This is a genomic window from Sphingobacterium athyrii (genome assembly GCF_003071065.1).
Taxonomy (GTDB): Bacteria; Bacteroidota; Bacteroidia; order Sphingobacteriales; family Sphingobacteriaceae; genus Sphingobacterium; species Sphingobacterium athyrii.
Window position 1 is genome coordinate 1 of record NZ_QCXX01000012.1, and the last position, 22,985, is coordinate 22,985.

The 22,985-nt window shown below is 43.2% G+C and carries 14 protein-coding genes; 1 reads left to right on the plus strand and 13 read right to left on the minus strand.

What is annotated here, in order from left to right; all coding sequences use genetic code 11:
• Positions 1 to 1,914 precede the first annotated feature (1,914 nt).
• Positions 1,915 to 2,418 carry a helix-turn-helix domain-containing protein gene (locus DCO56_RS28195; protein WP_108637012.1) on the plus strand — a complete coding sequence of 168 codons (504 nt, stop codon included), beginning with the start codon at positions 1,915 to 1,917 and terminating at the stop codon, positions 2,416 to 2,418.
• 315 nt (positions 2,419 to 2,733) lie between these two features.
• Here DCO56_RS28195 and DCO56_RS28200 read toward each other — a convergent pair whose 3' ends face one another.
• The 13 genes from DCO56_RS28200 to DCO56_RS28260 all read right to left on the minus strand — a co-directional run bounded on the left by DCO56_RS28200 (position 2,734) and on the right by DCO56_RS28260 (position 22,629).
• Positions 2,734 to 4,197, minus strand: a complete 1,464-nt coding sequence (locus DCO56_RS28200) for a polysaccharide lyase 6 family protein (RefSeq protein ID WP_108637013.1) — start codon at positions 4,195 to 4,197, stop codon at positions 2,734 to 2,736.
• Between the two features lie 26 nt (positions 4,198 to 4,223).
• Complete coding sequence (locus tag DCO56_RS28205) at positions 4,224 to 4,991, minus strand: hypothetical protein (protein ID WP_108637014.1); 768 nt, start codon at positions 4,989 to 4,991, stop codon at positions 4,224 to 4,226.
• Between the two features lie 24 nt (positions 4,992 to 5,015).
• Complete coding sequence (locus DCO56_RS28210; protein ID WP_108637015.1) at positions 5,016 to 6,560, minus strand: RagB/SusD family nutrient uptake outer membrane protein; 1,545 nt, start codon at positions 6,558 to 6,560, stop codon at positions 5,016 to 5,018.
• Between the two features lie 12 nt (positions 6,561 to 6,572).
• Positions 6,573 to 9,671 carry a SusC/RagA family TonB-linked outer membrane protein gene (locus tag DCO56_RS28215; RefSeq protein WP_108637016.1) on the minus strand — a complete coding sequence of 1,033 codons (3,099 nt, stop codon included), beginning with the start codon at positions 9,669 to 9,671 and terminating at the stop codon, positions 6,573 to 6,575.
• A 273-nt stretch (positions 9,672 to 9,944) separates the two neighbouring features.
• Positions 9,945 to 12,080 carry a glycoside hydrolase family 31 protein gene (locus DCO56_RS28220; protein WP_108637017.1) on the minus strand — a complete coding sequence of 712 codons (2,136 nt, stop codon included), beginning with the start codon at positions 12,078 to 12,080 and terminating at the stop codon, positions 9,945 to 9,947.
• A 5-nt stretch (positions 12,081 to 12,085) separates the two neighbouring features.
• A complete protein-coding gene (locus DCO56_RS28225) occupies positions 12,086 to 13,222 on the minus strand; it encodes a glycoside hydrolase family 88/105 protein (RefSeq protein WP_219929471.1) in 1,137 nt (378 codons plus the stop codon).
• Between the two features lie 117 nt (positions 13,223 to 13,339).
• Entirely contained in the window at positions 13,340 to 14,509 is a 1,170-nt protein-coding gene (locus DCO56_RS28230) for an NRAMP family divalent metal transporter (protein ID WP_108637018.1), read from the minus strand.
• Complete coding sequence (locus tag DCO56_RS28235) at positions 14,506 to 15,264, minus strand: LamB/YcsF family protein (RefSeq protein WP_108637019.1); 759 nt, start codon at positions 15,262 to 15,264, stop codon at positions 14,506 to 14,508. The genes DCO56_RS28230 and DCO56_RS28235 overlap by 4 nt, the downstream gene beginning before the upstream one ends.
• Positions 15,257 to 16,213, minus strand: coding sequence for a 5-oxoprolinase subunit C family protein (locus DCO56_RS28240; protein ID WP_181390703.1), 957 nt, complete (start codon positions 16,211 to 16,213; stop codon positions 15,257 to 15,259). The genes DCO56_RS28235 and DCO56_RS28240 overlap by 8 nt, the downstream gene beginning before the upstream one ends.
• Complete coding sequence (gene pxpB, locus DCO56_RS28245; RefSeq protein WP_108637021.1) at positions 16,203 to 16,928, minus strand: 5-oxoprolinase subunit PxpB; 726 nt, start codon at positions 16,926 to 16,928, stop codon at positions 16,203 to 16,205. Before pxpB ends, DCO56_RS28240 begins: the two co-directional genes overlap by 11 nt.
• A 90-nt stretch (positions 16,929 to 17,018) precedes the next feature.
• Complete coding sequence (locus DCO56_RS29955) at positions 17,019 to 17,150, minus strand: hypothetical protein (RefSeq protein WP_281259452.1); 132 nt, start codon at positions 17,148 to 17,150, stop codon at positions 17,019 to 17,021.
• Between the two features lie 503 nt (positions 17,151 to 17,653).
• Entirely contained in the window at positions 17,654 to 19,189 is a 1,536-nt protein-coding gene (locus DCO56_RS28255; protein WP_108634802.1) for an IS1182 family transposase, read from the minus strand.
• 128 nt (positions 19,190 to 19,317) lie between these two features.
• Positions 19,318 to 22,629 (minus strand): TonB-dependent receptor, encoded by a 3,312-nt coding sequence (locus DCO56_RS28260; RefSeq protein WP_108637023.1) that lies wholly within the window; start codon positions 22,627 to 22,629, stop codon positions 19,318 to 19,320.
• Positions 22,630 to 22,985: the final 356 nt, after the last annotated feature.

The window sequence follows — 22,985 nt, forward strand, 5'->3', positions numbered from 1 at the left end:
TTTTAAGCCAGAGAACGTTTGAACTTGTATATCCCTTTTTTTATTTATCACTGGCAATTTCAAACCAAGTTCAGAAACGGAATTACGAGTTGTTACCACCCCTTATTTTGAGATTACCCATATCGATTATCTATCCGATACATCCATTGATCTAGCTGTTTATATCCCACATTCTGAGATCATCAACAGCATTCGACGACTCTGATTTAATAGACTTACAGTTGTATATACCCTATATTTTGAGGTCATCAACATCTTTTTGTAAAACCGAATATAATTATAGTTAGTTGTGTATACCCTACTTTTTGAGGTCATCAACATCCTACCTTCTAGTATCATAATAATAATCAATAACATAGCATCAATTTTAACCAACATCTTTATAAAAAAGGGTATTCAGTGAGTCGCCCTGGCGCTCACCCTACGGCATAACAAGATGCCTCAATATATAATTTTGAAAATTCTAATATCACGCAAAGAAACAGTAGTAGCCCATGAGCTAGTTGCATAAACCCTAAATTTTGAGATCATCAACATAATCTGGATCCAAGCAACCGCTGGATTGTTCTCGCCGACAAGCCAGTGGCAACAATTGTCTACATATAAAGAAGCTATTTTAAAAAAAATGCATGCGCTTTATACCGAATCAAAGACATGATGGCATATCTTCGGATCGTTCTGCTCCAACTCGCCATCGAGATGCCCCGAACCGTATATAAGTTACGACAAATTGCAGCTATCTTGGCGTAAATCGCTAACCCTATGGGTCGAAACAGAACTAAGTTGCTTCAGCGCGCTGTCGTTCCCGTGCATAACGGGTCCGTTGTGCGACAGCATGCTTACGGTTTGGCCCAAAAAGGATACAGGATGCTCCATTACAGTTCCATTTTGTTTCATTTCGTATGAAAATCACTTCAAAACGTATACGAAATGAGGAAAAACGTATACGTTTTGGAGCAAAACGTATACGAAACGGTAAGCAAACACTCACCAAAAAACAGGGCTCCATTGCCGTCAAACATCGTTTTTTAGCCAAAATGCCAGCCGACAGGGTCTATCGGTTCACAACTATCCCCTACCGGACGTAAAGTTGACCCGATTAGCCCCCCTAGTACGATAACCGCTGTATTACCTTTAGCCATTAATTAAATTATTATAGAGACTGCCTGACTTTATCAGCAGACCCTATTTAAAAAGCTGTGGAAACCCCTCATTTTGAGATCATCAACATCCAGAATTCCTTAATACATACTACAGGATCAGTTGTGTATACCCTTCATTTCGACATCATCAACATCCTCCCCCAGCATCTCAATAAGAATCAAGGACATAGTATAGAATGTAACTCGACACTTTTAAAAAAAAGGGTATTCAGTGAGTCGCCACTGCGCTCACCCTACGGCATAACAAGATGCCTCTTATCATCATCAAACCGATCAGCAAAACATCCGATCAGCCTATATTTTTATATTCTCCTTTTTCAATACCAATAAGTCAAAGAACATCCCTCACGCAAAATAATTATGCTATTTTTGCGCAAAAACAGGGCTCAAATAAACTCCTTAAGGAGTCCATTTCAACGATTCAAATATTTTATTTTTTATTAATCCTATGCTTTGAATGGCAGTTACAAGTCAATAATAGGGGTTATCAACATAGGATGCTAGATACAAGTCTATAAAATTGAAATCAATTTTATTCTGGTGACTTTGCGATATTTTTAAAACTTAACTTTCTCATTCATTAGATTTTAGTCATAAACAACAGATTCAACCTCCTCTCCAAGGCTGTTGTTGCCTCCCATATTTTTTATCGGCTCTCGTTGAAACAAATATAAAAACAAATATTTATTTGCGCAAATAAAATTAAAATTTATTTATTCTAAAAATGCGCAAATAAGTTTTCCATTTGTATATGGGAGATATTAATGAGCAAATACTTGAGGAAATTGGCGAGCAATTGCGCATTCAACGTGAGAAAATATACTACTCACTGAAAGATGTAGCCAATATGACGGGATTAACGACCAATACAATAGCGGCTGTTGAAAGAGGAAAAGGCGCCTCGCTGAACAACTTTATCCTGATCTGCCGTGCTTTGAAAATTCAACCACATACCATATTCAAAAAACAGATAGATTTAACACCGCTCTACAATATCCCGCCTGAGTCAAAGCGCCGCATCGAAATGACCAAAGAACTGGATGACCTTGTTTACAATTCCAATTTTTTCGAAATACCCCGCCGCGTTTCTGATATCATACGACAACTGAATGCCAACAAAGAACAAAGCAATAAATTTTCTGTGTATCTCAGCAGTTATTGTGAGGAAGGTACACTGGAATACGAAAAACATGGAAATTATAAAGAATACCGAAAAAAGCATTCTCCAAAACCTGTCAAAAAGTATAGTAAATGATCGGTTTCGCACAGTAAAATTGCGATCCAGTCTCATGGAAGTTTCGCGAAGTCCTATGACTGCTACAAACAAAGCAATGGAACTTTGATTTCCCCTCGTGGAAAAATGAAACAAACGCGTGTTTGTCTCATCTTCCCGGGTAACTGAACGAAAAACTCCCCTGACTGCTTGTTGCAGTCAGGGGAGTTTTTCGTTCAGTCGATGGACTGTTTGATTTCCCCACGTGGAAAAACCGAACAGTCATCGGTTTGTTTCATACTTTTAGGTGGGGAATAGGTTTCCTTGTACAATGAAGAAAAATAATGTTCAGGATCATTAAGGATTAATAACCAAACTATTTCCCAATCCGGTCATAAATCCCGGACCGATATTTTGTGCTTTCAGAAGATCACGGTGTTTGTTGTCCAGTTTCGGAGCTCCGGCATCGGCTGCTGCCGCGAAAGGATAGTTACCTACAAAAGCATCCAGTACCGGGCTATTTCCGGTCGGTTCATAGATTCCCTCAGCGGTCAATGTATACTGTGGATTCTGACGTGTAAAGCCCGCCGGAAGCTGTTGGCTCGTCGGCACGTCATAGACGATATTTCCCTGATAGGTAAAGTTAACGGGTTGATCTGTGAAGGTCAGCATGGTTGAAGTCGCCGCTTGCGACACCACATTATTGGCGATATGTCCATCTGTCGGTGGCAAGGTACGGCTGCTCCCCCCTTTCCCCGAACCGATATCAAATGACTGTTTACATTTAATCATGGTATTGGCCACCACCTTTGCACGTTTTACTTGATAGTAACCGCTTAATGGTGAATTAGGTACCCCGTCCATTAAAACCAAGGGTGCTTTTTGTCCCGTTCCCGCCATATGTTGAAAATAATTATTGTAAACAATATGATCCTCACCGATGATACGGATTCCGCCGGCGGCGCTATTGCCGTTACCGACAAAATAGTTTCCATAGACGGCAGAACCGTTTCCATGTCTCAGGCACAATGTCCCTTGACTCTCGTGGAAGAAATTATTGCGAATGGTATCAGCTCCCATTTTGTTTGAGATAATTTCCATCTCACCATTGCAACGCTGAAAGATATTATCCTCGATCGTCGTATAGGCATTGGTCATGGACCAGTCACTCGTTCCGATACGGATAGTTTCGCCGCCGTTATTGGGCAGTTCCGCCCGCTCCCCAAAAAAATTATGGTCTATCCGGTGCTTCATGGTTTTGTTTGTTCCCCAGACCACCATCGTAGGGCCCTGATGTGATTTTCCTTTGAGATAGCAATGGTCAACACGGTGATTAGAGCCATTGATCGAAACCCAACGGTAGTCCGTTGTTGCCGTAGGTGGATTATAATCCACGATAGCACTATTTGTTAACCGGCAATTCGATGAAGATGAGGTGAAATCAACGACATTTTTGCCTGATGTATATCCATTCTGGAAAACCAGCCCGCTGACCACAAGCCATTTTCCCGTAATACTAACGGAAGACATACCTTTCAGAATCACTGTGCCGGGTTGTTCAGCCATCAGCACGATAGGCTGCTGACTTGTCCCCTGGGCGGCAAAGGTCAATTCCTGGTCTGTCCATTGCCCCGATTTCATAATCACCGTATCACCCGGATGCAGACTTAGGGCCTGCAGATCGGCCGCAGATTGAATGGTATGACATTGCACACAGGCGACACCATTTAATTGCATGTTGATCATAACCGGTTTCTCACAGCTGCTCCCGATCACGAATAAGAGTGAGAGCGAAGCAAATACCATTTTTTTTGCGTTCATATTTAAGTTTATCGAAGGTCTTTAATTTACTGTAAGGAAATAAAAGGATAGACAGTGGTGTTTCCCTTTACTCCGTAAACATGCACCACACCATTCGTGACCCCATATCCCCCCGATCTATTGGTTGTTTTATTATTAATCTGAATCGGAGCCAGATCACTATTGTTCACCAGCTTTAAATACATGGCTCCCTCCTGATCAAAACCTTTCCCCTCATTCAGGTAGCCCAGCAGCGATCCTTTACTGGCGACCGTATTTGCCGGCAATAAAGTTTTTGCTTTCACATTGTCGATGCTCAGATCAGCGAAGTTATATTTCCCTTGCAAGATGAGATAAAGAAAATAATTCCGTACGTCCTCTTTGCTATAATCTTCCCATTTCGCCGCAGGTTTGGTCAGTGGCTTTCCGGTTCCATCTACTCCTGTCACAATAGGAAAATCTAAAAAGAGTCCACCCGTTACCTTTTTTGTCTTCACATCCCAGATTTTAATGGCATCATTGTGCAAAAAAATAAATGTTCGATCTGCTTTTTCCAGTTCATTCAGATCAATGCCGGCGTATTCCAAACCCATGCGCATCCATTTGAAGGCGGTATCTGTTGGATTTTCAGGAGTTCCATAGGAACGGTTTTCTAAAAACTTCCTCGCGCTAATGCCAATATTAGGATCGAGCGTTTTATGTTCATAATCGTAATTTTCCTGCAATTCCATATCAAAAAGGGAACAGCCAGTTGTCAGTAAAGTCAGGAGCATCACTCCCACTTGTATCCACTTGATGTTAAAATTTCTTTTCATAATTTCCTTTTCTAAATTCCCGCATTAATCTGTGTACCCCGGATTTTGAACCAACAAACTATTGGAGTTCAAAACATTTCTATTCAATGGCCAGTAAGCTCGATTTTTAGGGTCTAAGAATCCCGGCATTTCCAGGTTTCCGGCATCCTCTTGTCTACGTTTCAGAATAGGGTCCATCACGACCTTGACACGGTTTGTTCTGACCAGGTCGAACCATCTTTTCCCTTCTCCGAAAAGCTCCAGCTGCCGCTCGTTCAGAATTGCGGTTTCCAGTGCATAAGGGGTTGCCAATTCGGGTGCGCTCACATCATATGCTGGAAGCTGAGCACGTTTGCGCACAAAATTCAAGTATTTAATGGCTTTTTCCCTGTCGCCCCTTGCGTTCAGGGCCTCGGCATACAGTAGATAAATGTCACTCAGGCGGTACATGGTCAGATAGACCGGAAGCAATTGATTGGTTGCAGGCCAGGGATCCGCTTTAGTTGGATTTGCTTCTGTCGGATACCATTTAATAAATCGATCCCGCTTATTGCTTGGCATACCGAAATAAACATCCAAGGTCTGTTTTGGCCGAATATCCGGACTTGGTGTACTTGTTGTCTGTGGCAGAAACCAGCTGGTCCAGATCCCTTCATCCACAATCACCTGTTTGTTATTTGATGTCCAGGAAGTTTGCATGCAGGCACAGCCATTTTTCAGGTAATCCCAGTGGATACTCCAGATGGTCTCTTTGCTGGAAGATGGATTTGTAAAGATGGTTTTCCAGGTCGCAGCATCCTGTAGATTGGTTTCATTTAAACCAGCATAAGTAACATTGGTCGGTGATTTTGCCAGGAATAATTTCTCTATCCACTTGATCGCATTTTCATGATCTCCCTGCCACATATATACATCGGCCATAATCGCACATATTCCAGCCTCACCGATTGTCCACAAGGGGCTTCTGGCATCTTTGGTAATCAATGAATAGGCTTTTTCCAGATCTGGAATAATTACATCTTTTAGGAGTTTCTCCTTCGGTTCACGCGCTCTTTCAACAGGTTGCTGCACATCTTCGTAGGGTTCTAACCAGATCGGTGCGTCACCCCAGACACGAACAATATAAAAGTAAGACATGGCGCGAAGCGCATAGCTCTGGGCCAAATAATCATTTTGCATAGCCATTGTTATCCGACTATCCAACTGTGCCGCCTGCGGGATATATTTGATGTTGTTATTCGCCCGCCCAATGGTTGTATACAGGCCACTCCAATCTGAAAAATCATTCGAAGGAGTGATACTGTTCAACACAATTTCATCGACATAGTCCTTGGTATAACTAATAAAGCGATCGAAATTATCGGACCGATATTCTCCCCAGTAAAGATATTTCTCGGTATACTGTTCTTTCCCGACCATTTCCAGCTGAAAAGCACTATACATGCCGGCCATTGCAGCCTGTACATCGTACATATTTTTGTAGTGCTGATCCAATGTCCCATCTGCAAGTGGTTTTTCGTCAAGGAATTTGTTACAGCCACCCAAGGTGCCTAAAAAAAGTAATGCTGCTAAAATTTTTATTTTGTACATAATTGAAATCTTCTAAAAATTAACATTTACACCGAAACCAAACTCTCTCCTTCTTGGATAACGGCCATCGTCCTCGCCCGGTGTCAACGGATTCGTTGTGCTGAATTCAGGGTCATAGCCTCTATAATTCGTCCAGGTCAATAGATTTGTTCCATAGATATAGGTTGTAAGGCCTTTCATTTTCAATTTATTGGCCAAATTTGGACTAAACGTATAGGCCAGACGTGCACTGGCAAGTCGAATAAACGAAGCATCTTCGATGTACAGACTGTTTTGGTTCGTCTTCATATTTCCACGGTTATTTCTTTCAGGGTAGTAAGGATACTTGGCCTCATCCCCCGGTTTCCGCCATACATTGTATACCATATCCGGTGACCCCGCTCCGGTATTTGAAGGATAGTTCTGGCGTTGCAACAAAGCATTATACACTTCTCCACCAATGGCCCCATTGAATAGCACATTTAAAGAAAAGCGTTTGTAGGTAAATGTCTGCATAAAACCAAAGTAGAAATCAGGGGTAGGATTTCCCAGGATCATGCGATCATCGTCATTGATCAAGCTATCGCGTTTGTTGTTGAACCACTCGGCATCGCCCCCCTTCAGCTTGCCGTCGGGAGCATATAGATGATGCACCGGACCCTCGTAATTTTGACCGTCTGATGTATAAACAGGCTTACCGTCACGATACAATGGCTTCCCCTGGTCATCAAGTACGAGGGTCAGTTTATCCCAGTTGTCGTTGTAGGCATTGGACTCATCCCAAGCATATACACCGAGATTACGCCATCCGTAAAAATTACCGATGCGTCCTCCCTCTTCGAGATACCATTTATTCCCCGGAAAGAAGGGAATGCCGTCGGCGAGTTTCACGACCTTGCCACGCTCAAAGGAGATGTTTCCATTGATTTCCCAGGTAAAATTCGATTGAACGATCGGTCGGGCATTAACGACAAACTCCATTCCGCGGGTCCGGATTGATCCCACATTTACCTGTAGTTTTGTGTATCCGGTTTCTTTTGGCAATTCTCTTGGATATAAAAGATCCGTGGTTGTCTTCACATAGTAGTCCACAGTAAAGCCCAATCTTCCATTGAGGAATGTAAGATCCAAACCCACATTGTTCTGTGTGGTCATTTCCCATTTGATCAAATAATTACCTAATGTCGGGGTCATTGAAGCTCCCCCCACACCATTATAATTTCCACCAAATGCTACTTTGGCGTAAGATTCGTAATCCCCTATTTTATCATTTCCTAGCTGCCCAAAACTATATCTGAGTTTAGCATCCTGTAATGCCGGTTTAGCCCATTTCATAAAATTTTCGTCCGAAAAACGCCAAGCGGCAGATCCCGAGAAAAAATTCCCCCATTTGTTGCTCGGTCCAAATCGTGAGGAGCCATCTCTTCGATAGGAAGCTTGCAAGAGGTAGCGGCTTTTATAGTTGTAGCCAATTCTGCTGAATAACGAGGCTGTTGCATTTGCAGTCGCCGATGTATACGTCTTCGATGAGGTTAGATAATCCGGAAATGTGACCAGGACCTCCTCGTTTACACTGTTCAGATATTCAGAATGGAAGCGATCGAAACGTCTACGATCGGCACTGAATCCCAACAGGGCATATACGTTATGGTCCTGTGCGAATGTTTTGTTATAATTGGCAAATGCCTGGAATTCCCAGGAGAAAGTCTTGGTAAATTCATTCGATCCATTGTTCTGATCTTTATTGGCCGATAGAAAACGAGGCGAAAAACCTGTATTTTGCAAGTTATCCAACCGTGCATTGAACAAAGTCGTCAATTTGAGATCATTCGTCAACTGATAGTCCAATTGGTTATTAAATTGACCAGAATAGGTTTCGTCAATATTTTGCTCATACAATGCATTGGCGACCGGATTTCGTTTAGATCCAACATAACTCGTCAATGATCCGTCAGGATAATAGATCAGCGAATAGGCCGGCCTGTCCATAACGACACGAACAGTATTGGCAATTGGAATGCTATTGCCTTTTTGCCAGGCAAAGGAAATATTGTTGGAGTATCTCAGTTTCGATGAGGCCTGATACTCCACATTGATCCGCGATTGCAAACGCTTTGCATAGCTATTCAGGATAATGGACTTATCATCCAGATAATTTAAACTGCTGTAATAACGAAGATTTTTTTGGCCACCACCTATACTCAACTTGATCTCTTTCTTTTGCGCAAGATTGCCGAGAAGCAACTTTTGAAGATCATTATCCGCATTAAAGCTCGGATTTAACGAGTCTATATTGCTATTTTGTCCCTGTATGTTTCTAAACTCGCGCACTTCAGCCGAATTACTCACCGGAATATAGTGTGCCAGACGGCCAAACAGGTGGTTGTAATTGACGTTAATCAGCGGTTTTCCTTCTGCACCACGCTTGGTTGTGATTAAAATAACACCATTTGCTGCGCGCGATCCATAGATTGAGGCAGAGGCAGCATCTTTTAACACTTCGATATTTTCGATATCCGTAGGGTTAATGTTTGCGCCATCCGGATTGATAACACCGTCGACCAGATACAAAGGCCCGTTGCCACCATTCAACGTTGAGGTTCCCCGCACCTGTATGGAGCCTGTTGCCCCCGGAGCACCACCACCATCGTTAACGATCAGTACGCCGGCAGCTTGTCCCTGTAAGGCATCAAATAGATTAATGGGTTGTCTTTCCTGAATTTTTTTTGCGCTGACAGAAGATATTGCCCCGGTTAGGTCTCGTTTTTTGGCGACGCTACCATAGCCGGTCACTACAATCTCATCCAGCGCATTATCGCTTTCGACCAACTGTACATCAATCTGTCGCTGACCGCCAATGGCCCGTTCCTCCTCTTTCATGCCGACCTGACTAAATACGAGGGTATTCGTAGGAGCAGCCTCAAGCTGATACTTCCCGGCGGCATCTGTGCTCGTTCCCTGACTCTTTCCTTTAATACGGACGCTCACCCCCTGTAGCGCATCGCCTTTACTGTTGCTCACTTTGCCTGAAATCCGGATATTCTGCTGGGCAAAGAGCGGTAAGCCCATACTGCCCATTAGTAAAAATAGGCAGAGTACAAAGCACCCCATTTTTGTGATACTTTTCATCATAAGTTAGATTTTTATTAATTGGTTATTTACTATACTATGGAATTCGGACCATCATGCTCCCATTTCGTCCCGGCTTCGCTATCGACCGAAGCTAATGACAGACTAACCCGTATTTCCCTATTTGGTTATTGTTTATAATTCGTTATTACCCAAATATCGGGCACTTCCTCTTGTCAAAGGGGGTAAATTCTGTTCTTTTTAGCAGTAAAAAATGGTCATTTTATCCAAAAAAGCACCTGATTCCACCATCAGTGACAAGCGGTTTTACTATTCCTATTTTGTCATAAATTCAAATTGAACCCTTCCAAACGTATTTGGTTTTCCTTGCTGCGGTTTGGATATTTCGCCACTCAGACTCCCTTTTTCATTTTTTTTGACCAACACCCTACGCCAGGCATAGCTTCCTTTTTCATAGTCAAAGCTCACACCATCATCATCATACAGCTGATAGCTTCCCTCTTTCTCCCCGTAATGACGGATGGTCAAATCAACCTTTTCATTTGAAAGTGGCGCATGTAAACGGCTGCCCATCATGGGTATAATACCACCATCTTTGACGTAGACCGGTATGCGGTCCATATCCGGCGAGGCTATGATCTCTTCTCCATTACCCGCGTATTTTCCTGTATAGAAATCATACCAATTACCTTTTGGCAACAACACTTTTCGGGATGACTCTCCAGCGAATAAGGGCGCGACCAGTATATATTCACCGCACATATACTGATCCTTGACTTCCCTGCTGACGGCTTCGAGATATGGATTTGTTTCCAGATCCTGATTGCCCAGCACCGCCTTGGACTGCCCCTGAAAACCTTCCTCCAATACCATCGCCCGGAAAGGAGGCGTACCCTCAAAGTGATACTTTGCAAATTCGGAATATAAATAAGGCATCAGCTCCATCCGCAATTGTGCATAATATTTCACCTGATCAGCGACTTCGGGAAAAGACCAGGGTTTTGTCCCACTGGACCAGGCATTGATCATGGCCATTGGCGAAAAGACAACGGACTGAAAGCGACGTAGCCACTCCTGCCCTGTTGTCGATCCCCGCACTTCCGGCGTCCATAGTACACCGCAAAATCCACTATTGACCAGTGCCGTGATAAAATCCTGATGACTGTAATAGTCATTGTAGATAACATAGGGCAAACTATTGGCTCCGGCATTCGATGCGCGTACCAGTCCATAGGTGCGTTTATTCAGACTTCTATACAAACTATCGGTTAATTTCTGCGCGAGTACACCATAGGTCTGCCGCATCTGGATACCACTGATACCCGATGGAAATTTGGCCATATCGGGCCAAAGATAATAATCGTAACCATCGACTTCATCCATTTTATAACCACTGACGCCAATCTTGAGCTGCGCATCCATGAATTGTTTAGCCAGGATTTTTTTGGCTTCGGGATGATTCAAATCGGGAACTGTACCATTCCACACCGTATGGGAGCCCGTATAAGGTTCGATCGCCTTACTGATCCCGGCTTCGGGTGAGATATACGGATTTGTCCAAAGATTTAGACGGATTCCCTTGGCAGCCAATTTCCTGATCAAAGAAGCTGGATCCGGAAAACGCCCTTTATCCCATTCAAACGTGCATGGATAGGCCCGCGACTGCCATCCGGGTTCAAGACCAATGAAATCAAGCGGAAAACCGTGTTCCTCGAACTGGGCGGCTTCATTCAGTACCTCTTCGGCCGTATAGAGTTTTTGTACTCGCTGTGTAAATCCCAACCCCCATCGTGGAGGCAATGTACCACCGCCACAGAATAGATTATACCGTTTGATTGCATCCAAGGGATTGATACCTGCAAAGACGTAGATCTCTACACCTGCTGTCGGGATATAGATCTCCACCGCATCCGAATACGGGCGCGAGTTCCAGCTTTTATCGGTATTGCGATCCTTGGCCTCTGCCGGCTCCTTGGCGTCTTTACGAACAGCAGTCCCCACGTAGTAGGTCAGATACTGTGCGGAATTAACAAGTACACCATAGCCCTTGGAGGAGACATAGAAAGGAACGGGGGCGTGTGTGCGTCCGTCGTCCTTGCCGCCATAATGGTCCACATGCAAGTTAAGTATCTTGCCGCGCTGGTGAACGGTCTGAAAATTCAGTCCCAGACCATAGATCTGTTCATTTTTTGTCAATGGCATCCGCACATAGGTTTTCCCGTCAATCAGTTCGGCATGAACCTCCATTTTCGGCAGCGGGAAGTCCGTTGACTGCAGCTGTTCAAGTGTTGCAGCGCGCGGTTTACTATCTGCAGCACCCAGCAGGGTGTATTTTTCAGGTTGACCAAAGGTGCCCTTCCATACACCGGGATATTGTTCTTTCCATTGGATAGGCTGTGCCTTTACATGGCTACAGAGCAACAGCAACAGGATAATCAGGATTTTTTCCATAATGGTTATTTTTTTAACAGGGCATATATGCACCAGAGTATTGGCGCCTGCCCATGCATATCACCTGTCTTTTGTTTTCGATCCAGGTAGTACTGATCATCATTTTTTCGGTTTGTCCCTTCACAGACATTGGCAATATCCCCTTCCTTATTGATATACCCGACCAGCGCCAACCAAGCCTTACGTGCGATTGGCGTGTATTCACTGGCATCAAGCCAGCCGTTCCGCACGCCTGTGATCAACGCATAGGTAAACATGGCCGACCCCGAAGTTTCTACCCAGGATTCCGGTCTATCGATCAGTTGCCCCCACAAGCCATCTTCACGTTGATATTTTTTGAGGCTGGCCATCATTTTTTTGTAAGAGGCCAAAATGGCAGGTCTATTGAGGTTATCCTTGGGCAAAGCAGATAGCAATTCGCTCATCCCGGCTGCCATCCAGCCATTTCCCCTACCCCAAAAGAAAGGTGCATCCGGGGCATGATAGAATAGACCGTTTTCTTTTTGAATGGTATCGAGGTAGACAAGCATTTCATGTGCTGCACGATCAATGTATTTACGCTTCCCGGTCACCTGAAATGCTTTGGACTGCAGCATGGTGATCATGTACATGTCATCTATCCAATAGCGTGTCTGCCAGGTCAGCCCCTTGTCCAGAAACTTTTGGTAGGAATCTTTCACCGTTTGGGGCGAATCAATAGGAATACTCCATTGCGCATCGGCAAAACGCATCCCCATCTCGCGAAAAGTTTTGTTTTTTGTCTGCCGGAAAAGTTCAAGTGGAACCGTTCCAAACACCGCAAAATCCACATGCCAGGGTCGCGGTACCAAGTGCTTCTCGGTATCAAAAAAAGGCATAAAGCGTTGTGTCAGCTTATCGAGCAGCGCTTTGTCCTGAGAGATTTCCGCAAACTTCAATGCCCCATACCAGGTACATACTTCAGGATAAGTAATGGATTTGGGCGGTGCCGGCGGTTTAAAGCTGTTATGTGGACTTTCGACAAAACGCTGTGCGACCAAACGGCCAACGGTCATGGGATTGGCCCCTTCGGGCCAGTTTTTTAAATCTATGTGCTGTGCCGGAGCATATAGTGCCAAAGACACAGCAATACCCGAAAGTATCGACCTCATAAAAGTTATCATCAGCTGGGTTTATATTTAGTTATTATACCAAATATCGTTATGCCGCTGCTTTTTTGAGGGGTAATTTTCGGTCATTTAGGTGGAAATATTGACATCTGCGGTTGCACCATCAAAAAATTATAGATCCATCATCACACGCAGGCTCATAAAGGCCATTAAGACAACGATTGTCACGCCAATCAGCGTGAGGATCAACGGTTGTTTATAGACACCGACAATTGCCGGTTTATATGCAGCGATTAACATCACTGTCAGCGAGACGGGCAATATAATCCCATTTACCGCACCGGCGATAATCAATAAATGAACGGGTTTACCTACAGAAACAAATATGATGGTCGAAATCAAGATAAAGGCAATAATAACCCAATTTTCATTTTTAGCGATCCGTGCACTGAATGTTTTTATAAATGATACGGAAGTATACGCCGAACCGATAATGGAGGTAATCGATGCCGCGAACATCACCAGGCCAAACAGGCGATAACCAAAATTGCCAGCAGCAAGCCGAAAGACCGAAGCTGTAGGATTACCATCCTCGATCAGCAGACCCTGGCTCAGCACGCCCAGTGCAGCCAAAAATAAACATACCCTGACCAGCGAAGCAACAGATATCCCCATGACAGCACTCCTATTGACGGTAGGTAAAGCATCAAATCCCTTTACCCCCGCATCAATCAGACGATGACCACCCGCGAAAGTGATGTAGCCACCGACAGTTCCTCCGACCAGCGTAATGATAGAGACAAAGTCAATTTTCGCAGGAGCCACCGTACGCAGTACCGCCTCGCCCAATGGTGGCGAAGATATCAGTGTGATGTAGATAAAAGCCAATATCATAATTGCTCCCATGAGCTGCGTAAAACGGTCCATGGCTTTGCCGATCTGCTTGTTGATAAAAACAGCAATGGCGATCAATGCAGAGATGCAGGCCCCGGTCATGACATGAACACCAAAGAGCGCCTCCAGCCCTAGTCCAGCCCCGGCGATGTTACCAATGTTAAATGCCAGTCCACCGAGGATAATAAGCAAGGAAATAAATCCCCCCAGCCCGGGCAGCAATTTATTGGCGATATCCTGTGCCCTCATTTCGGATACGGCGATCACACGCCAGATATTAAGCTGAACGCCAATATCAATCAGGATCGAAACCAGAATTACGAATCCAAAGCTGGCGCCCAGTGATTTGGTAAAAACCGTGGTCTGGGTCAGGAAACCCGGACCGATAGCCGATGTCGCCATCAACAATGCCGCACCAATAAGCGCTGAGGTGTTTTTTTGTTTCATCGGATAAGTATCTGCTTGTCTTTTAACGTCTGGTTGATTTTCTTGGCAAATTGAACGGCCTCTTCGCCATCGCCATGCAAGCAGATGGTATCGGCCCGGATATCGACCGCAGTACCTTGCAGGGAAATAACTTTTCCGGTTTTAATCATACCAACCACCTGCTCGGCGGCCTGTTCAGGATCATGGATCAGCGCATGTTTATCTGACCTTGCAGTCAATGTGCCATCCTGTTGGTAAGTACGGTCGGCAAAGACCTCACTATAAACATTCAATCCCTTTGCTCTGCCAGCTCTGATGAGTTCACTTCCCGAGAGCCCATATAATATAAGTCCGGGGTCTATATCATAGATGGCTGCTGCTATCGCATCTGCCAGTTCAGGTTTTCTTGCCGCCATATTATAAAGCGCACCATGCGGTTTTACATGTTGCAAAGTCGTTTGCTGAACTTTGGCACAAGCAGCAAGCGCCCCCACCTGATACACGACCAGTTCATACACTTCCCGCGCTGAAAGCTGCATCTCACGCCTACCGAAACCTACCAGATCCGGAAAGCCGGGATGGGCGCCTATTTTGACCTTGTACTTCAGAGCGAGCTGAACAGTCCTCATCATCGTTGCGGGATCTCCGGCATGAAAACCGCAGGCAATATTTACTGCGGAAACATAAGGCAGGATCGCCTCGTCATCGCCCATTTTCCAAGAGCCGAAGCTCTCGCCCAGGTCACAATTCAAATCTACGGTAAGCTGTTTATTCATATTTCAATGCGATTGCACTTTTCAGTTTTTTTAATTGCGTATGCTGTTTCTTCAGTAGGCCATGTGCCTCATCCAGGCTGATCCGTTCAAATCTGACACGATCATTTGGTCCTTTTTGAGCCAGAAGTGGCAGGTCTATGGTGGCCACCTGTGCAATCACCGGATAACCACCTGTGGTCGGATGGTCAGCCATTAGGATAATCGCATTGCCATCAGGCGGCACCTGTATGCTCCCGAAGGTCACCGCCGTTGACAACAGTTCCTTCTGTTCTGTTAGCCGAAGCGGTTTGGATGTCAGCCGGTACCCCATCCTATCTGAGTTGTTGCTGATGGTAAATACATCCGAAAAGAAGCTTTTTTGCGCGTTACTTTCAAAGCAGGTAAATTGAGGTCCATCCAGCACCCGAATAATCTCCGTGGTCAGGTCAGGATATAGGCCGGGATCCATGCTCCAATGGAACAAGCTATCTTTGCCCGTATAGTGATGTCGGAAAGCGATGCGGTCTCCTTCATGAAGCGCTCTTCCCTGCCAGCCACCCAATCCTCCTTTACTATAGGTCGACCTGCTTCCTAATATTTCGGGGATATCAAGCCCACCCTGAAAACAAATATAAGCCCGACAACCTAAATGTGGTCGGCCAAAAGAGAGCAGTGAACCAGCCTCAACCAGGACTGGTCTCCACATGGGCAGTGGATTACCATCAATCATGGGCGACAGGTCTGCCCCTGTCAAACAAATAAGTTGAGCCTGTTCAAAGCAAATTATCGGTCCAAGAACAGTACATTCTATCGCGGCTTCATTATCCGGATTTCCGAGGATGTTATTACCAAGACGGAGCGCATAGCTGTCCATCGCCCCACTCACAGCCATTCCGTAACGCTGTAGCCCGTAGCGCCCCAGGTCCTGTATCGTTGTTAGCATACCTGCTTTGACGATCTTAATGCCCATTGCTTTTCGTTTTTTGTTGTACAAACTCATCATAGCTTATGGGAACAAAGCATACGCGGTCACCCACTTCAAGCAGCGAAGGGCTCTCCCGCGTTAGGTCAAACAGTTGCTGCGGCGTATGTCCGATAATCTGCCAACCACCTGGAGTTTCGATTGGGTAAACGCCAGTCTGTTCCCCCGCGATGCCCACTGCACCCGCTTCTATTTTCAAACGGGGCACCTCCTTTCGTGGCGTCGCGATCCGACTGTCCATACCGCCCATATAGGGAAATCCGGGAACAAAACCGATCATATATACTCGGTATTCGGGGGTACTGTGTAGACGGATAACTTCTTCCTCTGTCAACCCATTATATTGGGCTACATAAGCTAGATCAGCCCCATTGTAATAGACAGGGATTTCCTTTTTTAGGCCTTTATATTCTGTATCCTCTGGTATATCTTGTACAATCATTTGGAGCGCCGACAATAGCTCCTGATAGGTAATCGTCAGCGGATCATAGTAAATCGTGATCGTCGTATAGGCCGGAACACATTCGATAAGACCGGGCTGTGACCAATTTTCGAGACAAGCCACAACCTTACGTACCTGCGTATTGAGCGCTTCGGAAAGCGTATCGCCGAAAGAGAGGACAATCGCCTGATCGCCCATGGGATAATACCGGATGGGATTTGGCAACGCTATACTTAGAGACTGCTCGTGGGAACTTCCCATAATTTATTTATTATAATCTACACAAAGATTATAAATACCGGACGATAATCAAAAAATAATTGGGTTGTTAGGTAGTAGTGGACTATATGATTAAAGCTTTTCGATTTCCTCGGCAGATAAATCTGTATAACGCATTATCTGCGCCATTGGAACGCCATCTTGTTTCATTGTACGTGCAAATTCAATAGCTTTTTGATGTTTGCCTTCTTCAACGCCAACCATTCGACCTTCTTTGAGTCCAACCTTTCGACAGTAGTTACCTTCAGAACTCAACTATACACTTTCCTTCTATGATTTCCTAGCTTGGTTTTAAGTTTCACCTACTGTTGACCTACATTTAGCCTACTATTGGCCTACTGTAATAGGTAAACAGTAGGCTAAATGTAAACCAAAAGAGGGACAAAGGGCAAATAATGTCAGGAAAAATGGCGAAGAAAATAGGAAGTTAGTGCGAAGGATATTTTGTACTAGTTGTTGATCCTATCTTCGAAACTCATTCGGAACTACTTCGCCGCTTGTTCGGCGGCGACCTTACTTTTCTTCATTAGTCACCTATGATTTCGCAGTTTTTTTTTTCAAACAGATTAAATTAAAAGAGGCTGTCTCAAATTTATTTGGGACAGTTTTTTTGTTTAAAAAGTCTATGAGATAGATCTGTGTGTTGTTTGTTGGTTATTTTGGAAAAAGACTCATATGAAAGAGAAAAATGAACAAAAAGTAGCTTTTTAGGCCGCTTTTTTTCTTAGATTTTGCGCTATTGCCAATAATCCCCATTCTATGGACACTTTTTCTTTACCCCGGAGCATAAATCTTCGGAACCCATGGTTCTGTTTAATGTTTGCAAAGACAGGTTCGACATCATGGCACCTCTGTTTTCGTTTGGCTACACCTACATCGCTGTTGAGCAATTCGTATGCCCTGTCCCTGTACATCTCAAGTTGCTTATTCACCCCGATGATCCTATTTCCCTGTGATTTGTGACAGGCGCCATTCAACGGGCAGTTTGTGCAGTTTTTTGCCTGATACTTTTTGATTTCCTGCCGGAAGCCTGCGGAGGTCTTTTGGTTAAATGTACCTATACAATGCATTTCCTGTCCCATTGGACAGATATAGCAATCCTGTGAAGGATTATAATGTAATTTATCTGCAGAAAATGGTTTCTTATCCCGACAGCTCTTTTTCTGCCCTTTGTCAAACATACCATATTTCACATAGCCCTCAATATTTTTTGCTGCCAGTAATGCATAGTTTTCTTCACTGCCATAACCGGCATCCGCGGTAAGGGTTCCCGGTGTTTTTCCAAAGCTGTCCTCATGTTGTTGCAAATGACCGGATAATGTTCTGGTATCTGTGGGATTGGAATGTATGGTATAATTGACAATGTATTGATTGGACGTGGATATCTGGATATTATATCCTGGTCTGAGCTGGCCATTTTTCATATGATCCTCTTTCATCCGCATAAAGGTGGCATCGGGATCTGTTTTGCTATAACTGTTTCTGTCTCCCAGGGTAGCTTCCTGCTCTTCATATTGTGCGATCTTCTCCGGATAGTTTTTGGTTACATAACGCAACTTTGCTTTCATCTTCTTATTTACCGAAGCTTTGTCGGATAAGACCCTGTTCAGCTTATCGACCGTAGCCCGGACTTTTTCGCTGTCAATTGTCGTCAGATCGGGAGGATCCGGAAGGTTGTCCTCCGACTTGGCGATACTTTGGGCGTAGTCCCATATATCTTTTAAAGCAGCTTTCATCTTTTCCTTATTGGTATGGATAGCTTTTTTCCAAACGAAAGTGTATCTGTTTGCATTAGCCTCTATCTTGGTGCCATCGGTGTAGACATCTTCTATGCTTAACAACCCTTCTTCGGCCAGGAGCTTAACAACTTCTTCAAATACACTGCGAAGTGCTTCCTTTAAGCGGACACCACGAAATCTGTTGATAGTATTATGATCGGGGTAGCTCATGCCGCTCAGCCACATGAAGTTGATGTTCTCCCGGCAGGCTGTTTCCAGTTTCCGACTGCTGTAGACATTGCTTACATAGCCAAACACCAGAACCTTCAACAGCATTTGCGGATGATAACTGGAACAGCCTTTTATCTTGTAGGCATCCAAAAGACCCTGTATGTTGATACGGTTGATCACATCGTTAACAATACGTACCGGATGTCCTTTGGAGACCAATTCGTCCAAAGTTGGAGGAATTGCCATAATCTGGTCCTGATAGTAAGGCTTAAAAGTAGGTCTTTGAGATGACATATATCTTTTTTTACACTTTAAATATATGAAAATCAGTTAATTGAACCAAATTAAACATAATGAAATAATATAAAAAAGAGGCTGTCTTTTTGAGACAACCTCTTCAAAAAAATTATATTCCAAAAATTTTAGTTAAACTTAAATTTCACACCAAATTGCATATAATATGTTGAAGTAATCGTCTGATTTACACGAGTAGTTTCTCTGATTACATCACCATTGGCACCATTTAATCTAAATTCTGGTTTCACATTACCTTGTACATCCAATGCCGGAGTAGTTTTTGTGCTAACCATATTTGTTGGAATCAACAATTGATTGTTACTAGTTTTGAACACCCCCCAATCAGAATTAAATAAGTTACCAATATTAAACACATCCCAGAAAAACTCCAATGAATTTTTCTTACCACCAATTCCATTGAATAATTCTTGTGTAAATCTCAAATCAAACTGATGTCTCCAAGGCATAATTCCACCATTACGCTCAGCATACTGTCCTTTTCTTGATTTAAGATAATCATCACCGTCAATCATTGCAAAGAAAATATCTGATTGCTCTTTTGCTGTATAACCTTTTCCACCATAAATTGAACCCGGTGTCGCTGTGATATCTACAAATTTGATTTCAGATGCATCTTTAGGAACATAAATCAAGTCGTTATTTTGTCCATCACGGTTAAAGTCAGCAGAATAACCATAAGATACCCGACCCATTGAAGAACCTGAATAAAATAAAGTAACTGAGGTATTTAGGTTTTTAATCCATTTATTCGTATAGGATACCGATCCTACCAAGCGATCTGGTAAAACATTATCTGTGTAACCTAGTGTAGGGTCATTTGAATTACCGATAGACTGGTAAGGTAGTGACCATAAATTTGCGATCTGGCTACCAGCTCCATCACCATAGTTTTTAGCACCGCTTCTTGTATAGGCTAAACTTGCCGAGAAACCATCTTCAAAAGCTTTCGCTAACTGAGCAGTTACAGACCAATAGTGTCCACCTTTAGCATTAGACATTTGGATTGCAGAAAATGCACCTGTTCCAGTAGTAGAAGGTTGACCTTTGTCCACTTTATTAATGTACTTATCTTTATTAGCATCAGCATATATGAAACGATTATCTCCATAACCAGAAATACTCATTTGTGTTGGGTCAGCTAAATTGATATTTCTTGCAACGGCCGCATTGATATCCTTATTGTAAATGGCTTCCAAAGTACCAACAACTCCGAATGGCAATTTGTAATCAACTGCTAAACTTGACTTCCAAGTGGACGGGAATTTCAAATTCGGATCCATGACAGAAACACTTGTCGTTGAGATCGATTTTGTAGGATCGGCAATCGTTTTAGGATAGTTCGCACGAATATCTGGGCTGAAATCTGGAATTGCGCTTCCATCTGCAGGGGAATTAACCAATGCCTGTAGCATTCCTGAATCACCAGATTGCGATACGATCCATACAAATGGAATACGGCCGGTAAAAATTCCTGTTCCACCTCGAAGCATCAAAGAACGGTCACCCTTCACGTCATAATTGAACCCAAATCGAGGCGATAACATTACCTTAGTTTTTGGTAATACACCTGTATTTACTTTCAAACCATTTGCAAATGTCATCGCAGAAATGAGTGGATGTTCTCTAATTTCGCTTACACCTGGATACCCTGGCAATTCTAAGCGTAAGCCTCCAGTCAATTTCAATTTATCATTGACTGTAAACTGATCTTGAATATATAAAGAGATCTGATTAAACTTAAATCTAGGAAAAGCTTGGGATCCATCAGGTGTTAACGGATATGTTAACGCATAATTAATTGCTTTTTTTCCCTCTTTAAAATCCTCCCATGAATTGAACAAGTAATATCCTGCCCCAAAACGTTGGAAACCGTTTTTTACATCGCTAGTTTCAAATTGACCACCGAATGTAAAATCATGATTCTCGTATGTGTAGTTTCCATCCAAATTTGCTGTCCAAGTTTTCACTGACCGCAAGTTTCCATAGGAGAATGGTTCATAACCAAAAGTAGTGACTACATTGTCTCCTCTTTTGATATCTACCAGTGGGAATTCACCACCATTAACAGAACGCGGCTCGTCTTGATTGACATAAGATATCCGTGCAGAGGTATTTACGTTACCAAGTTTACCAGTATATTCCATTGTCCCGGAAAACAAGTTCGTTTCCTGGAAATAATTTGAGTTTGAGAAATGTAAGGCATTACTTCCCGTACGGCTTAAACCCGAAACACCTGAGTTTGTGTAGGAATTACTTATTTCGGATGGTGATTTTGCTTTAACCTGGTTGTATCTAAAGTTAATTTTATGGTTTTCGGCAATGTTCCAATCTATACGTGCAAAGATTTTATCGTTATTGCTTTTATTAGAATAACCCTGGTAAGGTCCTGGATCATAGCCATATTTTTCTTTTAAAAATGTCGACACCTCATTCATAAAGTCTTCATTCGGTCTGGCAACAAAATTAGGTGTACCCGGTTTACCAAATTCATCCCCCTTTGAAGCTATTTTAACCGGCCCAGGTTGTTCTGTTTTGTTTTGCTCCAAATTGACGAAGAAAAAGACCTTATCTTTTACAATAGGCCCTCCCAAACTTACTCCGTATTGTTTCACTGATAATTGGTTAACGGGCGTTAATACGTCGCCGATTCTCGTTCCTTGTTGCTTATCTGAACGTCCCGTATAAAAGGCAGAACCAAAGAATTCGTTTCGTCCTGAACGCGTAACTGCATTAATTGCTGCTCCTGTAAATCCAGACTGACGTACATCATATGGAGTCACATTAACTGAAATTTGTTCAATCGCATCTATAGAAATTGGCGACCCATCAGCAGGAACGTTGCTACCAATACCGAATTGATTATTGAAGTTCGCTCCATCCAACGTAAAGTTATTTGATCTAAAGTTACCGCCACCTATTGAAGTTCCATTGGCTTGAGGTGTCAAACGTGTCAAATCGTTTACACTACGTGTGATAGAAGGTAAATTTTCAATCTGGCGACGTCCAACAATCGTAGATGCACCATTTTTTTCACTTTTTAAAGCAGCTCCGCGAGTTACTAGGACTTCCTCAAGATTAGTCGCTGCATTATCTCCAAAAACTGGGTTTAAAACAAACGGTTCACCCAATTGTAAGTAAACATCTTCGTAAACGATAGGCTGTTGTCCAACATAGGTCACTTCAATTTTGTAAGGTCCCCCAACACGCATGTTTGCCAAGTTAAACCGTCCAGCAGCATTTGCCGATCCCGAATAAACCGTTCCCGAGGGCACGTGCGTTGCCTTGATTGTAGCTCCTGAAGTTAGACTGCCATTTGCTTCTTTTACAATACCTGTAACGCTACTTGTTGTGACCTGAGCTTGTACAGCACCATAACTGGCCATTACAAGAGCGAAAAAGAGTAAAGATCTTTTCATATAATGTGATTTGTTAAAAAATGTTAAGCAAAATTACTAAGAGATTTCAAATAACAAAGGACTTAATATAAACTTAACACACTACAGCACATTCATTTCCTAACATTTACCGGCAAATTCCTGCTTTCTAACACAATTTTTAAATAAAAAAAACGTTATAACACCTTTTAAACTGCCATTAACAAAGAATTAAATCCAAACAAAATAGTTTTCCACACCGCATCAAACCATCCTATTTGTAACAACATTCTTCCAATCATAAAGAAAGCTTTTTAAAAAAAATTCACTAACTTTCTGTCAACCGAGCATTTTATTAATCAACTCGTTTTTTTGTAGCAATGACGCTACTAACCTAG